Genomic DNA, 15,846 nt, shown 5'->3' with positions numbered 1-15,846 from the left:
AGAAACAGATTTAAGGAGGATTTTTGTAATGGCTAAGAGAGGCGGTTTTCCAGGAGGCATGATGCCTGGCAATATGAACAATCTTATGAAGCAGGCTCAGAAGATGCAGAAGCAGATGGAGGAGACAACAAAGAATCTTGAGGATAAGGTATATGAGTCGTCTGTAGGTGGCGGAGTGGTTACAGCTAAGGTATCCGGTAAAAAGGAGCTTATGGAGATAAAGCTGGATTCAGAGGTTGTTGATCCTGATGATATAGAGACTCTGGAGGACCTGATCATATCTGCAGTGAATGAGGCTCTCAGAGCACAGGAGGAGGATTACAACAACAATATGAGCAAGATATCCGGCGGAATGGGACTTGGAGGATTACCATTCTAATGGAAGTTTATGGAGGAGAAGTAAACAGGCTTATAGAGGAACTGGGTAGACTGCCGGGAATAGGAACAAAGACTGCCCAGAGACTGGCATTTCATATAATAAGTATGCCGGAGGACAGGGCATTTGCTCTGTCGGATGCCATAGTAAACGCGAAGAAGAATATAAAATACTGCAGTTGTTGCTACACTATAACTGATAGGGAGGTATGCCCTATATGTAGTTCCCCTAACCGGAACCACAAACTCATAATGGTGGTTGAGACTCCCCGTGATCTTGCAGCTTACGAGAGAACAGGTCAGTTTGACGGTGTGTATCATGTTTTGCATGGTGTTATCAATCCGGCTCTTGGCATAGGTCCGGCGGATATAAAGATATCCGAACTTATGAGGAGGCTGCAGAGTGAGGATGTGGATGAACTTATTATAGCAACTGGTTCAGGACCGGAGGGAGAGGCAACAGCAATGTACATATCCAAGCTTGTAAAACCGGCGGGAATAAAGGTCAGCCGTATTGCAAGTGGTGTGCCGGTCGGAGGCGATCTGGAATGTATAGACGAGGTCACACTGCTCAGGGCACTTGAGGGCAGAGTGTATCTTTAAACAGGACTGTCATATGAATGACATGTACTATATTTACACATATTTATAGAGAAAGAGGTGCAGGGTTATGTTAAGAGTAGGTTTTTTGACAAGTGGCGGTGACTGCCAGGCATTGAATGCAACCATGAGGGGCATAGCAAAGGGATTGTACGAGCTTTTTGACGAGGTAGAGATCTATGGTTTCCTTGAGGGCTATAAAGGCCTTATGAGAGGAAATTATATTAAGATGAAGCCGGAAGATTTTTCAGGAATAATCAATAAAGGCGGAACTATCCTGGGCAGTTCCAGACAGCCATTCAAACTCATGGGTGAGCCGACAGAGGACGGACTTGATAAAGTCAGGTCAATGAAGGAGACATACAAGAAGCTTAAGCTGGATTGTCTCTGTGTACTTGGTGGAAATGGTTCACAGAAGACTGCAAACATGCTCAGCGAGGAAGGCCTTAATGTAATTGGACTTCCAAAGACCATAGACAATGACCTGTGGGGAACAGATATGACATTTGGTTTCCAGAGTGCTGTCGATATAGCGACACAGACCATTGACTGTATTCACACCACTGCTGCATCACATAACAGAATATTTATAGTAGAAATCATGGGCCACAAGGTTGGCTGGATCACTCTTCATGCGGGAATAGCAGGAGGAGCTGATGTTATTCTGCTTCCAGAGATACCATATGATATAGAGAAGGTATACAAGGCAATTGATAAGAGAACTAAGGACAATAAGGGATTCACTATAGTTGCAGTTGCTGAGGGTGCACTTCCAAAGGAGGTTGCAGAGCTCCCTAAGAAGAAGAGAAAAGAGGTAATAGCAAACAATCCATATCCGTCAGTTGCGTATGAGCTTGCAGACAAACTCAAGGCATATACAACGCAGGATATAAGAATTGCAATACCCGGCCATACCCAGAGAGGTGGCAGCCCGGATGCATATGATCGTGTTATATCTTCGAGATTTGGCGCTAAGGCTGCAGAGCTCATAAAGGCAAAGGATTTTGGCAAGTTGGTTGTATTCCTTGACAATAAGGTAACAGCAATACCGCTTTCAGAGAGTGCCGGAAAGCTGAAATATGTATCACCTGATGATGATATAGTAAGCGAGGCAAGAACACTGGGAATTTCATTTGGAGATAAATAAACAGTATTTGCGGTCACATATTCTCCCTATCTGCATACTTATGTAATAGATACACAACAATGCAGATAGGGAGATTTGTATGAGTGAAGAATTCAGATATATTCCATATAGTCCGTATGACATGAATCTCAAGGGACTGATAAAAGATGGAGGAGTCTACAATCTGAAATATGCAGAGGCTTCCGGAAAAGGATTGTCAGGTATTCTTCTTCCAGGCAGTATGTATGATTCTGATGAGCTGCTCCGGGATATAGAGTACATGAAGCAAATGTATCCTGATAATATAAAGCGGATCAGCGATGCGGTCGAGGAAGAGTGCGATAAGCTTGAATACGAGGGAAGTTCAATGCTAGTTGAATACCCAGACAGGGAAGAGATGAGAAAGATTGCGAGAAAGGTTTATGGTGACCTTAACGAGAGGGGAGACATCCCCGATGAATACAAGGTATCCGGTCCGGAGGCTGCAGCTTTAGGGCAGGAGGAGCCACCGTATGTACCTGATGGACCAGGTGATGTGAATTGTGTTATGAGAAATATCATAGAGATGCTTGTGTGCAATGAGTTCTGTGTCAGACGAGACAGACATAGAAGGCGCAGAAGAAGGTTTTATTGATAAAGGAGTCAATTGGATAAGTGAAGAAGAAAATAAATGTACTTGTGAGAGTGATTGTAATGATAATGGTATTTGTCATCACGATTTACTTCGTCAATATATTTGAGAATAGAAATTATAAGAATCTGGCTAAAGAGATGAATGATGCAGAATTGCCACTAGCTTATGTGAGCTATGGCGATACTCTGCTCAATTGCATGCACGGATATACCAGCGATGTGGATATAACTCTTCTGAGGGATTCTATAACACCTATAGATGAGCAGAAGCATATAGAGATACTGGTGCAGAATGATAAAAAATATGCCAGCGGATATTCATATGAGATAAGGTCTATAGCCGGGGATTCACTTGTTGAGAAGGGTGATATCGAGGCGGCGGACAATGGTTCAGGATATGATGAGTTGGACATAAATGTGCGGATGGATCTCAAGAAGGATATGGAATACATGCTTGTGGTAAAGGCAAGCTCTGAGAAGGGATTGGCAGCATCGTATTATACCAGAATAGTTGTAAATGATGATTACCATGAGGCGGAACTTCTGAAGGCTGTTCAGGATTTTCATGATGCTTCATTTGACTTCAATGCACTTGAGACGGAGTCTGTTATAGGAACCTATAAGACGGAGTATGCAGGCGCATCAACAGGAGATTCATTTGGCCTTGGACATGTCAATCTGGCAAATGACTATGCGGACATCATGTGGGATGGTCTGAAGCCGACGGTGGTCAGCGACATCAACATATATATAAAAGAGATAGATGTCAATTATGCTGTGATCGAGATGGAGTATAACGCGAGCTCCATCACGGATCAGGATGTCACAAGCTATTATGCTGTCAAGGAATTTTATAAGGCTGGGTATAGCCTTGTGGAGGTGAGTGACAGTGAAGCTGATGGCGAGGATTCGTATGGCGATGCTTCATATGGCGATGCTTCATATGGCGATGCTTCATATGATGAGGAATATTCATATACAGATGAAGAAAGTCAGGGTGGACAGGCTGAAGAGACATCGCATACAGAGCCTAAGATTACAATGTTCAGCTATGACCGGTATGTTGATGAGTATTTTGACAGGACGGGAATAGATGCTCTCAACAACGTGTACGAGATAGGAATAGTTTCATCTGATGATCTTGAGTACCGGTACGTTGAGAACAACAGGAAGATAGCATTTGTCAGAAATGGACAGCTGTGGATGTACGATTATGACCAGGGAGAGATAATTCGTGTTTATAGTTTCTGTGCTGACGACTATACAGAGGATGCAGCAACATATGATGCACATAATATAAATATCATGGAGTTTGCAGATGACGGTAATCTGACGTTTTCTGTATATGGATACATGAACAGGGGAGATCATGAAGGTAAATTAGGAATTGGTCTGTTTACATTTGACTACAGTACACTTGAGGTCGATGAGCTTCTGTTTGTGGAGTGTAATGTACCATATGAGGCGATGAAGACAGAAACTTCGAGACTCACGTATTATGACGGACAGAAGTTTTATTATATGATGGGCGGCAAGGTAAATGCTGTGGATATAAAAAACAGAAAGCAGTCATATATTGCTGAAAATCTGTCAGCTGGAGATGTGAAAGTGTCAGCCGACATGTCAGTCATGGCATTTGGTGAGAATGAGGATCAGAGCCAGAATACCAGAATAACCCTTATGAATATGAAGACGGGAAACAGCTATGACATAACAGCCGGGGATGGCGAGTGTCTGATATGTTATGGATTTAAGGATTCAGACATGGTGTATGGAGTGTCGGACATAGCGGATGCTGGAGTGGATGCCGATCTTGAGTCATTTTCTGAGACGAAGTACAGTGAGGAATCGAGAGATAATATTCCTGCAAAGAGATTGTATATAGTTGGAAGTGACGGTTCACAGATAAAAGAGTATGCCAAGGATGGATGCTATCTTATGCAGGTGGATGTGAATGCCAATCTTCTCTACCTGACAAGGGGGGAGAAGTCAAACGGCAAGTTTGTTGCCATAAAGGATGACTTTATCACATTCAAGGAAGATGACAGCAAGCAGACCATAGGCACAGTACACAACTCATCGATAACAGGCTATGACAGACTGTATTTTACAGTCCCTGAAAATATATATCTCAGTTACATTCCGAACCTGAACATAACTAAGGAAAAAATAGATGATCAGAATTCATATATGATAATGACGATAGAGAGGGAAAAGGTTACATATCATGTATATGATAACCTCGGCCTTTCCAAGATATATGACGTTGCGGGAGATGCAATAAATTATGCTGAGTCCGTGGCGGGAATAGTGGTATCCAGTGATGGTGAGGTGATATACAGAAAGATGGAGAGTCAGGAGTACAACACCATAGCTGCGGGAATATTCCACCACAGCACAGGTACAGTGGATGCATCACTTACAGATTGCCTATACATGGTTTTGAACTATCAGGGTGTACAGGTGACTGAAGATGAGATTAAACAGTATAGCGATCCGGTGACTGTATTAAACACGCTGGGCAAGAAAAAGGGAATAAATGTGACTGGTCTGTCCCTCGACATGCTGCTCGGATATGTCAGCGATGGAATACCGGTAATATCAAGAATAGATGATGGAAGATATGTCCTCATAGTAAGCTACAATGATGAGGATGTCAGATATTATGATCCTGTGGAGAACAAGGAAATTGTTGTCTCAAGGGAAGAGTATATTGATATGATGGTCGTATGCCAGAACGAGTCATATACTTACGTGTCAGAATAGACAATAAAAATATACAAAAATAAACAAAAAAGGAAACGGACAGAATCCGTTTCCTTTTTCTTTAATAGTTGTAGTTTAGATATATAATTGATACCATGCGATATGATGTTGACATCGTATCGTATCGTATGAATTACTCCTCTGAGATAGTTCCTACTGGGCAAGAACCAGCACAAGCACCACATGAGATGCACTGTGAACCATCGATAACAAATACGCCGCCATTATCACTGATAGCGCCTACTGGACAAGAACCAGCACATGAACCACAACCGATACATGAATCGCCAATAACGAATGCCATAATTGTTTCCTCCTTATAAAGTAAAAATAATCACACGCTTATTGTAAAACAAAACACAATAATAAGCAAGTAATAATAATATTTATCAACAAGGTATATTTTTCAATAAGACTCAATAAGAAAGAACGATATAGACAATTGTGACGCCGGCAATATAGATAAAAGGGATAGACATTTAAAAAAGGGTATAATATAATGAGAAGTGCTGAATACGAGTAATCATAGGAGGATATATAATATGGCAAAGATAAGTAAAGATATGCTTATAAATGATATACTGGCAATAGATGCCGGTAATGCGGCGATTCTCATGGCAGCAGGAATGCATTGCATAGGGTGTCTTGCAGCAGCAGGAGAGAGTCTTGAGGAGGCAGCAGCAGTTCACGGACTGGATGCAGTTGAGCTTGAACAGGAGATCAACGATTACCTTGCAAAAAAGGAGGCTGAGTAGTATACTTGCCAAATAATAAGCGTTGTATACTATAAAGAATGGAGATATATATGAAAACTGATGGAACAAATCCTCCCGGGCAGGAAATAAAGGGATTGATTGACATTAACTGTCATATACTGCCAGGGATGGAAGATGGCCCGGACGATTTGAGAGAAGCAGCAGAGATGCTCAGAATTGCCTATGATGAGGGAATTCGTACAATAGTGGCGACACCGCCATATAACAAGAAGAATCCAATCATGGATGGTGACAAACTGGACAGGATCGTGGAGCAGCTTAACATAGAGGCTGGCAGGATAGATCCGTACTATAAGGTATATCTTGGAAGAGAGATAGAATACAATGATGAGAATCATCAGAAGATAATCTCTGGTCAGCTGGATTCGATGGCTGACAGCAAGTATGTCATGATCAGATTTCAGTACGATATAGATTTTGAGACTATATCGGAAGCAATAAGAGATATCAACATGGATGGATATATTCCGATTGTAGCAGATGTGGAGCAGTATGAATGCCTTGAAAGCGATGAGGATAAGGTGGAAGAGCTTATACAGCTCGGTGCATATGTACAGATAAGTGCAGCGGCTGTTGTGGGAGGTCTCGGACATGATATCAAAAGTTTTTCAAGAAAACTTCTCAAGGAAGAATTGGTTCATTTTGTGGCATCAGATGCATTGGATTCAGAAGATAAAGCACCTTACCTCAGGGAGTGTGCTGAGTACATAGAACGCAAGTATGGTGAGGACTATATGAATGAATTGTTCTACACGAATCCAAAAGCAGTGATAGAAAATGACGATATAGACATATAGAATATGTTCGATATCATATAGAAAATCCAAAAAGGAAATTCAAAAAAATGAAATGCCAGGTCAGGTTGGTACTTGACTTGGCATTTGGGAGCATCCCAAAGTTTGTGTAAACCTCCAAACTGATGTAAGATAAAATTACTCAGTTTGGAGGTTATTTTTATGGCAAGAAGAAAAGACAGCCCACAAAAAGCAGCAATGAGAGAAATGATGCGTGATTATCTGAAGAATAATGATATCAGCATCAAAGACGGCACCGATGTAAACAGTATCATGCGTGACATGATGTCTGTCATTTTGGAAGGTGCTTTGGATGAAGAACTGGATGAAGAATTAGGATATTCCAAGTACGACTATCGAAACAAAGAAACAGACAATAGTAGAAATGGACATTCCAGCAAAACCATGCACACCAGTTATGGAGATATGGATGTGGCAATCCCAAGGGATCGTAATGGTGATTATGAACCACAGCTGATTAAAAAATATCAGAATACCGTAACTCAGGACATGGAAGAAAAAATACTTTCCATGTATGCCAAGGGAATGACAACTGGAGACATTGAATCCCACATGCGTGAATTATACGATATTGATATTTCTGACAGCACAATCAGCCGGATCACAGACAAAATCCTGCCGATTGTAAAAGAATGGCAGGAACGCCCTTTGGAAGAAGTGTATGCTGTAGTATTTATGGATGCAATCCACTATCACGTCCGCAGTGAAGGACGTATTGTAAAACGTGCGGTTTACATTGCCCTTGGTATCGATATGAATGGGAAAAAAGATGTTCTTGGAATGTATGTTGGAGAAAACGAAAGTGCGAAGTTCTGGCTTTCTATCATGAATGGATTAAAAAACAGAGGCGTTGAGGATATCCTGATTGCATGCGTTGATGGTTTAAATGGATTTCCACAGGCAATCGAGGCTGTTTATCCAAAAACAGAGATTCAGCAGTGTATCATCCATCAGATCCGTAATTCAACGAAGTTTGTTTCTTACAAAGATATCAAAAAACTGATGGCTGATCTGAAGCTTGTATATGCGGCTCCAACGGAAGAAACCGCTTTAAATGAACTGGAACTGTTCAAGGATAAATGGGATTCCAAGTACCCGAAAATCTATAAATCCTGGCATGATAACTGGGCAACACTGTCCACTTATTTCAAATATCCAGAGGCAGTAAGACGGCTGATTTATACCACAAATGCCATTGAAGGATTCAACCGCCAGCTCCGGAAAGTGACCAAAAGCAAAACGGTTTTTCCGTCGGATGACAGCCTTTTGAAAATGCTGTATCTGGCAACCATGGATATCACGAAAAAATGGACCGGACACAGGCAGGACTGGGGACAGATCCATTCCCAGCTTGAAATTTATTTTGAAGAACGTCTGGCGGGACGGAACCTGTAAAGCAGTCAATTTTAGGCAGGTTTTATTGACATGCCTAAAAACTACTGTATAATGCAGATATGGGCAGAATCCGGAAAATCGGCTCTGCCCATTTGTAACTATTCACAAATCTTATATCAGTTTTTAACGTTTACACAAAACTTGAAACGGTCTCTGGCATTTCATTTTTGTGCAGAAATAAAATAGCTTGATATAATATCATTTACAAATATTCTTCATAAATATTCTCTACAGTGCCTTACAGCCTTATAATGCAGACAATGTCTGGACTGCATCCTCTGTTATGATAGAGATGTAATGCTCCTTAAAGTGTGCCGGCATCGCGTATGTCATGTCTTCCATAACACCGTATTCCGCAATGATACTACATACCCTTGCGAGTTCGTGAGCAGTGTTGCTGCTGTTGGATATGAGCAGATAGTACCTGTTGTTTGCCGGATTCTTGTACAGGCAGTTCTCGCTAAAGTAGAATGAAGCGATCTGCTTTGACGCACGTATGATGGTTTCAAGTGAGTCGAATGAATATAGTGCCTGAAGGTTTTTCTGATCCTCGGCACTGTTCTGATCCTCAGTTGCTGAACTGTCAGATGAGGTGCTTGCTGAATCGGAAGACACAGCTGTAAGTCCGGAAAGATTCTTCAGAAGTCCCTCCAAAACCCTCTTAATCTCTTCTGGAACATTCTCAGAACCGCTGATCTGTATCCTCGCAACAGTGTTGCCATTGTTTTCACTGTCATCATCGGCTTCTTCGTCGAAATCAGAATCCGTATCATATACATCATCGCAGTCATCAAAATCATCATCGTCATCTATATCGTATTCGTTGACCTTTGAAAATCTTGAGAAACGAGTGTCAAGTTCCTCGGGATCCTCAACCTTAGTTACGATCAGGATGAGGCAGTCGGAGGAAACAGGAATTGCTTCAACCATAAGTGGAGTGTCATCGATCTCAAATCCTAATTCTGCAGAGGCCTGTTGTATCATATCTCTAAATAGCTCTCTTGCCTTCTGAGAGCCATATGCAAGCTCAGAAATCTTGAGATGCTTTTCGTTTAAATCTGCTTTGTTGAGTGTGCATCTTATCTGATTTTCACTTAAACGTTCAATCTTCAATAGAATCGACCCCCTTTATAATAAAATAAACACCTAATTAAAATGTGTATTATAGTTTACCACATTTGTCAAACAAGTAAATAGTCTGTAGGGAGAAAAAACTGGAAAATTGATTAACAATTCATAAACTTTCATATCGTAAACGTTTACATTAATACAGTATGGATTTCTTTATGAAGTTTTCATTAAATATGAGGAAAAGGGGTTGGATTAATGCCGCATATGATGTATGGTGAGTCTGTGAGCGGGTCAACTCATTACAGGTGAGTTCAATTCTATATTATTCTATAAATTCTGTCTGATCCTTATCGTTTCAGATACAATTCCCAGAGAGATAGCGAATAGGTCATTGCTCACATATTCTCAGAGGCAAACAGGTATTTATTTACAGGGTATATGGGGTTAATACATCACATCACAAAATCACATTGCACATTTGCCGACGGGAAAATATATACGTCAGGGGGTGATGCCTATAGGGGGATAAGGCACACAAAGTATGGGGATAGTGTATAGTTATTTATTTTAATATGCACGGAATTACACATATCAGTAATAGAGCTTAAACTGGTCCTGCCGGCTGTCACGGTGGGACCTTATCATGTCTGCGAGTCATACCATGCTTTCACTGCTTTTGCGATGGCACTGGCAAGTCTAGTCTGGTATTCGGGATCGCACAGCTTCAGGCATTCCTGGCTGTTGCTCAGAAAACCACACTCAACTATGACCGCAGTGCAGGGACTTTCCACAAGCACCATATACTCGGAATTACCTTTGGGCATTCTGGTGTTGCCAGGATCCACATCGGAAATCAAATATTGCTGTATGGTTTCTGCAAGGCATTTTCCTGCACTGGAGGTGGAATAGTAGAAGACCTGTGCACCGTGGACGTATTCGGCGGAGTAGCTGTTCTGATGAATGCTTATGTATAGATCGGCATTAAGCTCGGCAGCTCTGTTGGTCCGGTAATGCAGATCGGATGACTTTTTGCTGCCAGCATCCAGGCTGTTCAGTGAGCGGTCTGAATCTCTAGTCAGAGATACTGAAAAGCCTTTTGTCGCCAGGGCATCCTGCAGTTTCAAGGAGATCTCTAGGTTGATCTTCTTTTCCTCAATACCATCAGGGCTCACCTTTCCGGGATCAAAGCCACCGTGACCGGGGTCTATGAGAATTAAAAAGTCATTGCAATTATCCTGTTTATCGGTCTGACTGGTGTCGCCTTCTGAAATATGAGTTTTGTCAGCTTCGTTTCCATGACTTTCAGATGTTTTATTTCCTTTGCCAGTTGGGGTGCTGCCATTTTTGACCGATGTGGATGAACTGTGTGTTCCCAAAGATTTCACGTAGCGCTGGTAACATATAACTGGAGGTAGTGATACCGAGGCAATGATCGCCAGGATCAGGAGAAAATGTTTATGCTGTGTTTTCATGATATATATCCCTGATTTCCTTATCAATAATCTATATGCATTTGACAGCGATACTATGCTGGGCTAAAATATGGGCGTATAGTGATTTGAAATGCTGGTGCTGAATGCACTAGCCAGAGTATGCGGTGCCATTTGTTACAGGTGTCCGCATTTGCAGAGACAGAGGTTGAAAACGATGAATACGATAATAGCAAAGGCCGGCGTGGATGATGAGCATATGTATGAGCAGGCCGCTGAGATACTGAGATCCGGCGGACTTGTGGCATTCCCAACGGAGACGGTGTATGGACTTGGAGGGGACGCTCTGAATCCGGATGCATCCCACAAGATATATTCAGCGAAGGGCAGACCTTCGGATAACCCGCTCATAGTGCACATAGCGGATACCGACAGCGTATATGAACTTGCGGAATATGTGAGTGATGACACTAAGAAGCTGATGGAGGCGTTCTGGCCGGGACCGCTCACCATCATTTTAAATAAGAAAGCGGTCGTGCCGCATACCACTACAGGAGGACTTGATACTGTGGCAATAAGGATGCCTTCCCATCCAGTGGCAATGAAGCTTATAAAGGACTCGGGGGTGTACATTGCGGCGCCGAGTGCAAATCTGTCTGGAAGACCATCTCCGACAACGGCACATCATGTGCAGCAGGATATGGATGGTAGAATAGATATGATCATCGACGGCGGTGCGGTTGGAATCGGTATAGAGTCGACCATTGTTGATATGACAGGTGACAGACCGACCATACTTAGACCTGGATATATAACCCCTGAAATGATAAAGAATATCGTTGGGGATGTGACCATTGATCCAGCGATAACAGGGATGAATAATGCCCTGAGACCAAAGGCGCCGGGAATGAAATATACTCATTATGCGCCAAAGGGCGAACTCAGTATAGTCGAGGGCGAAAGGCTGGTTGCCGCGGAGCGGATAAGAAGTCTGGTTGCTGAGAAGAGAGCACAGGGGTATAAGACAGCTATTTTGTGCGATACTGAGAATGTAGGCCTTTACAATGACGGTGTGTGTGAGAATATATATGACGCCGGAAGCAAGAAGAATGAGATAACAGTTTCAGCAGGACTTTACAGTCTGTTAAGAACATGTGATGATATAGGTGCACAGTATATATACAGTGAGTCTTTTGAAGAGGGCGACATGGGCTATGCCATCATGAACAGACTCATAAAGGCCGCAGGCCACAGAATAATAAAATGTTAATTAATTTCGTAAGGAGGACCCGCGTAAGCGGGAGATTCCTTGCGAAGTACGCATGCGCCGCGCGAAGCGCCTTCTAATGCGCATGCACAATAAGAAGTAAGGAGGACCCGCGTAAGCGGGAGATTCCTTACGAAGACGCATGCGCCGCGCGAAGCGCCTTTTAATGCGCATGCACAATAAGAAGTAAGGAGGACCCGCGTAAGCGGGAGATTCCTTACGAAGACGCATGCGCCGCGCGAAGCGCCTTTTAATGCGCATGCACAATAAGAAGTAAGGAGGAGAATGAATTATGATAGCACTTGGATGTGATCATGGCGGATATGAGCTTATGCAGGAGGTCATTAAGCACCTTGAGGAGAGAGGACTTGAGTACAAGAATTTTGGATGCTACAGCACAGAGTCTGTAGACTATCCGATATATGGACAGGCTGCAGCAAAGGCGGTGGCTTCAGGCGAGTGTGATAAGGGAATCATCATCTGCGGAACAGGAATAGGAATATCCATATCGGCAAATAAGATAAAGGGTATCAGAGCTGCGCTCTGCCACGACTGCTTCTCAGCTCAGGCTACCAGAGAGCACAACGATGCGAATATGCTTGCTATGGGAGCAAGAGTCATAGGACCGGGACTGGCTCTCAAGATAGTGGATATATTCCTCGACACACCATTTTCAAATGACGAGCGCCATGTAAGAAGGATTGGAATGATAGAGTAAAAATGTCTTACAACTTCGTTTTTCCGCAACCGTTATTGCCTGCTGGGACGAGAGATAATCATACATTTCATAAAAACAGAACAACATAAAAAAGAAACCCATGACAGTTTGGTCAAGACTGTTCATGGGTTCTTTTTTATGCAGTTTCGTCGAAATGCATCAATAATTCGACATCAAACTGCGTTAAAAGGAAGAAAAATGATTAATGGATAAACATAAGTATTATCAACATAGTCACATTGTACATTAACAATAAAAAAATATCAAGGGGTTTGTACAAACTTTACAAAATGTTTATTTACAATATAGCAATATCATTATAAAATAATATTACTTGAGTTTTCACATAATAATCTAAAGTGATGCTTTGATAAAGTATGTGTCTGCTCAATTTCACAGAAGGGAGGAATGTTATGCTGCAGGAGACTATGAAGACAATAACAGATGCGGAAGCTCAGGCTGCGGAGATAGTCCGCAAGGCAAGGGAGGAAGCTGACTATACAGTAGCTGCTGCAAGAAAAGAGGCCACAGATATGATAGCGGCTGCAGGGGCGAGTGCGAAAGAGAGTATGAAAAACGCTGAGGGAAACCGCAGGACAGAGGAGGAAAAGCTGACGGTGAAGGCTATGGATGTTGCCACGGCAGAGATAGGACATCTTAGAGACCGAGCCACATCCATGGAGAGTGAAGTTACATCCATGATCATATCGGAGCTGGTTGGCTGACCAATTCTGCAAGCTGATATTAAATGTACAGCAAGCGTATACGAAATTGAAATTTAATCAACATTTGAATATGGAAAGGGGGTAAATATATGGCGGTACTTCCTATGAAAAAGATTGAGATCTGTGCCATGAAGAGGGACAGAAAAGCAATTCTTGAGAAGCTCCAGTCGCTGGGAATGGTTGAGATACAGACTAATAACGAAGAGACTGATGACTTCAGGAAGATGAGTACCACAAGCCAGAGAGCAAAGTACGAGAAGAGAGTACAGAATACAGATGAAGCCTTACAGATACTTGATAAGTATGTTCCGGAGGAGAAATCCATATTTGCCAGCTTGGAAGGACGGCAGGAGGCGTCAGAGGCTGACATTCAGGAGATCATAGCTGGCAGACGGGATTATAACTGTAAGGTTAAAAAGATCCAGGGGATCAGCAAGGACATAGCCGGATGCGAGGCGGGAATAGTCAAATGTCAGGTGGCCATAGACGGATTGGTGCCGTGGCTGAATATGGACATACCGATCAATACCACAGGAACCGAGAAGACGGATGTGATGATCGGAACCATGCCACCGGGACTTACGGAGACAGATATACATGGATATATAAGCTCTGCGGAACCGGAGATGGCGGGATACACAGTCGCTGTTGTAGGATCTGATAAGGACCAGACTTGTATGGTGGCAATAGCCCTTAAACCTGTATCACAGAGGGTGGAGGAGATACTGAGATCCCATGGATTTACAAGAATCTCCTATTTCTCCAGAAGGACACCCGAGCAGAAAATGGAGAAGTATAAAGAGGATATACGGGAGTTTGAGCAGTGTATAGAGGACAAGACGAAAGAACTCGTATCCTTGGCTGATGACAGGAATAAGCTGAGACTTCTGGCTGACTACTATCGCATAAGGGCGGACAAATATCAGGTTCTTGGAGGCCTTCTCCAGTCTAAGAGTACATTTGTCATATCGGGTTATGTGCTGGAAAGAGATGCAGACAGGGTAGTGGCTGTACTCAATGAGAATTTTAGTCTGATGGCTGATGTATATGATGTTCCGGAGAATGAGGCTGCACCGATACAACTGCAGAATCCGAAGATGTTCGCATCGGCGGAGGGCGTACTAGAGTCATTTGGACTTCCGGGCAAGGGTGAGATGGATCCAACCACACCGATGGCGATATTCTATATATTCCTGTTCGGACTCATGTTGTCCGATGCGGCGTATGGACTCATCATATTCCTGGCATGTTTTATTTTGATCAGGAAATTCCCGAGGATGGAGAACGGACTTCAAAAGTCCCTGCGTCTGTTCATGTATTGTGGTATATCCACACTGATATGGGGAATATTATTTGGCGGTTTCTTCGGAGACCTGATAACGGTGGTATCGAGGACGTTTTTCCACCATGAGGTGACATTCAAGCCAGTATGGTTTGCGCCTCTCGACGACCCGATGAAACTTTTGCTCTTCTCGCTGCTGTTCGGACTTATACATTTGTTCGGCGGATTGGCATTAAAGGGATATATGTGCTTGAAGAAAGGCGATGTGAAGGCGTTCATATGCGACGTGCTATCTTGGTTCATGCTCATCACGGGACTTGTGCTGATGCTCATGCCGACGGAGTTGTTCGCATCCATAGCACAGATGCAGTTCAATTTCCCTGGATGGCTTAGGAATACAAGCTACGGACTGGCGATTGCGGGGGCTGTGATCATCGTGCTCATGTCGGGAAGAGACCACAAGAATCCGGCGCTCAGACTGGCACTTGGACTGTATGACATATACAACCTGACAGGCTGGCTGTCAGATCTGCTGTCGTATTCCAGACTTCTTGCACTGGGACTTGCGACGGGAGTTATAGCACAGGTAATAAACCAGATGGGAAGCATGGCTGGCGATGGAATATTCGGAGCCATAGTGTTCGTCATCGTATTTATAGTAGGACATCTGTTCAACCTTGCGATCAACATGCTTGGAGCATACGTGCATACATGCCGTCTCCAGTATGTAGAGTTCTTCGGCAAATTCTACGAGGGCGGCGGCAATCCATTCAGGCCGTTCAGGGAGAATACGAAGTACGTAGATATAGTAAGTGGTACAGAAGTGCAGAAATAAGAAATAAAAAACCAATTTTAGGAGGAGAAAAT

15 protein-coding genes are annotated in these 15,846 nt (G+C 43.0%); 12 read left to right on the top strand and 3 right to left on the bottom strand.

Annotated elements, in window-relative coordinates:
- Nucleotides 1–28: 28 nt before the first annotated feature.
- From NQ536_RS12880 to NQ536_RS12860, 5 genes are all read left to right on the top strand, one after another.
- Nucleotides 29–379, top strand: coding sequence for a YbaB/EbfC family nucleoid-associated protein (locus tag NQ536_RS12880; protein WP_004852423.1), 351 nt, complete (start codon nt 29–31; stop codon nt 377–379).
- Nucleotides 379–978: a recombination mediator RecR gene (recR, locus tag NQ536_RS12875; protein WP_004852422.1), complete on the top strand. Its 600-nt coding sequence runs from the start codon at nt 379–381 to the stop codon at nt 976–978. The genes NQ536_RS12880 and recR overlap by 1 nt, the downstream gene beginning before the upstream one ends.
- A gap of 67 nt (nt 979–1,045) precedes the next feature.
- Nucleotides 1,046–2,122, top strand: coding sequence for a 6-phosphofructokinase (locus tag NQ536_RS12870; protein WP_004852420.1), 1,077 nt, complete (start codon nt 1,046–1,048; stop codon nt 2,120–2,122).
- A gap of 79 nt (nt 2,123–2,201) precedes the next feature.
- Nucleotides 2,202–2,735 carry a hypothetical protein gene (locus NQ536_RS12865; protein ID WP_004852418.1) on the top strand — a complete coding sequence of 178 codons (534 nt, stop codon included), beginning with the start codon at nt 2,202–2,204 and terminating at the stop codon, nt 2,733–2,735.
- Nucleotides 2,736–2,755: 20 nt separating this feature from the next.
- A complete protein-coding gene (locus NQ536_RS12860; protein ID WP_004852416.1) occupies nt 2,756–5,500 on the top strand; it encodes a cysteine peptidase family C39 domain-containing protein in 2,745 nt (914 codons plus the stop codon).
- A 133-nt stretch (nt 5,501–5,633) separates the two neighbouring features.
- Here the strand turns inward: NQ536_RS12860 and NQ536_RS12855 are convergent, their stop codons facing one another.
- Nucleotides 5,634–5,804 (bottom strand): DUF362 domain-containing protein, encoded by a 171-nt coding sequence (locus tag NQ536_RS12855; RefSeq protein ID WP_004852414.1) that lies wholly within the window; start codon nt 5,802–5,804, stop codon nt 5,634–5,636.
- A 238-nt stretch (nt 5,805–6,042) separates the two neighbouring features.
- Between NQ536_RS12855 and NQ536_RS12850 the strand changes: the two genes are divergently transcribed.
- The 3 genes from NQ536_RS12850 to NQ536_RS12840 all read left to right on the top strand — a co-directional run bounded on the left by NQ536_RS12850 (nt 6,043) and on the right by NQ536_RS12840 (nt 8,486).
- A complete protein-coding gene (locus NQ536_RS12850) occupies nt 6,043–6,255 on the top strand; it encodes a DUF1858 domain-containing protein (protein ID WP_004852411.1) in 213 nt (70 codons plus the stop codon).
- A gap of 50 nt (nt 6,256–6,305) precedes the next feature.
- Nucleotides 6,306–7,073, top strand: coding sequence for a CpsB/CapC family capsule biosynthesis tyrosine phosphatase (locus NQ536_RS12845; RefSeq protein ID WP_022058588.1), 768 nt, complete (start codon nt 6,306–6,308; stop codon nt 7,071–7,073).
- Nucleotides 7,074–7,268: 195 nt separating this feature from the next.
- Nucleotides 7,269–8,486, top strand: a complete 1,218-nt coding sequence (locus NQ536_RS12840; RefSeq protein ID WP_167530854.1) for an IS256 family transposase — start codon at nt 7,269–7,271, stop codon at nt 8,484–8,486.
- A 246-nt stretch (nt 8,487–8,732) separates the two neighbouring features.
- On the opposite strand, the gene NQ536_RS12835 is transcribed toward NQ536_RS12840, so the two are convergent.
- Both NQ536_RS12835 and NQ536_RS12830 read right to left on the bottom strand, forming a co-directional pair.
- Nucleotides 8,733–9,599 (bottom strand): adaptor protein MecA, encoded by an 867-nt coding sequence (locus NQ536_RS12835; RefSeq protein WP_004851270.1) that lies wholly within the window; start codon nt 9,597–9,599, stop codon nt 8,733–8,735.
- A 599-nt stretch (nt 9,600–10,198) separates the two neighbouring features.
- Nucleotides 10,199–11,029, bottom strand: a complete 831-nt coding sequence (locus NQ536_RS12830) for an N-acetylmuramoyl-L-alanine amidase (protein ID WP_004851272.1) — start codon at nt 11,027–11,029, stop codon at nt 10,199–10,201.
- A gap of 175 nt (nt 11,030–11,204) precedes the next feature.
- Between NQ536_RS12830 and NQ536_RS12825 the strand changes: the two genes are divergently transcribed.
- From NQ536_RS12825 to NQ536_RS12810, 4 genes are all read left to right on the top strand, one after another.
- A complete protein-coding gene (locus NQ536_RS12825; protein ID WP_004851275.1) occupies nt 11,205–12,257 on the top strand; it encodes an L-threonylcarbamoyladenylate synthase in 1,053 nt (350 codons plus the stop codon).
- Nucleotides 12,258–12,546: 289 nt separating this feature from the next.
- Complete coding sequence (rpiB, locus tag NQ536_RS12820; protein WP_004850785.1) at nt 12,547–12,972, top strand: ribose 5-phosphate isomerase B; 426 nt, start codon at nt 12,547–12,549, stop codon at nt 12,970–12,972.
- A 428-nt stretch (nt 12,973–13,400) separates the two neighbouring features.
- Nucleotides 13,401–13,697 carry a Vacuolar (H+)-ATPase G subunit gene (locus tag NQ536_RS12815; protein WP_227135322.1) on the top strand — a complete coding sequence of 99 codons (297 nt, stop codon included), beginning with the start codon at nt 13,401–13,403 and terminating at the stop codon, nt 13,695–13,697.
- An 89-nt stretch (nt 13,698–13,786) separates the two neighbouring features.
- On the top strand, nt 13,787–15,814 hold the full coding sequence (locus NQ536_RS12810; protein ID WP_004850780.1) for a V-type ATP synthase subunit I: 2,028 nt from the start codon (nt 13,787–13,789) through the stop codon (nt 15,812–15,814).
- The last annotated feature ends 32 nt before the right edge of the window (nt 15,815–15,846 follow it).

The sequence above is a fragment of the Coprococcus eutactus genome (assembly GCF_025149915.1).
Lineage (GTDB): Bacteria > Bacillota > Clostridia > Lachnospirales > Lachnospiraceae > Coprococcus > Coprococcus eutactus.
The sequence above is the reverse complement of the archived record's forward strand: the minus strand, read 5'-3'. Positions and strand labels throughout refer to the sequence as shown.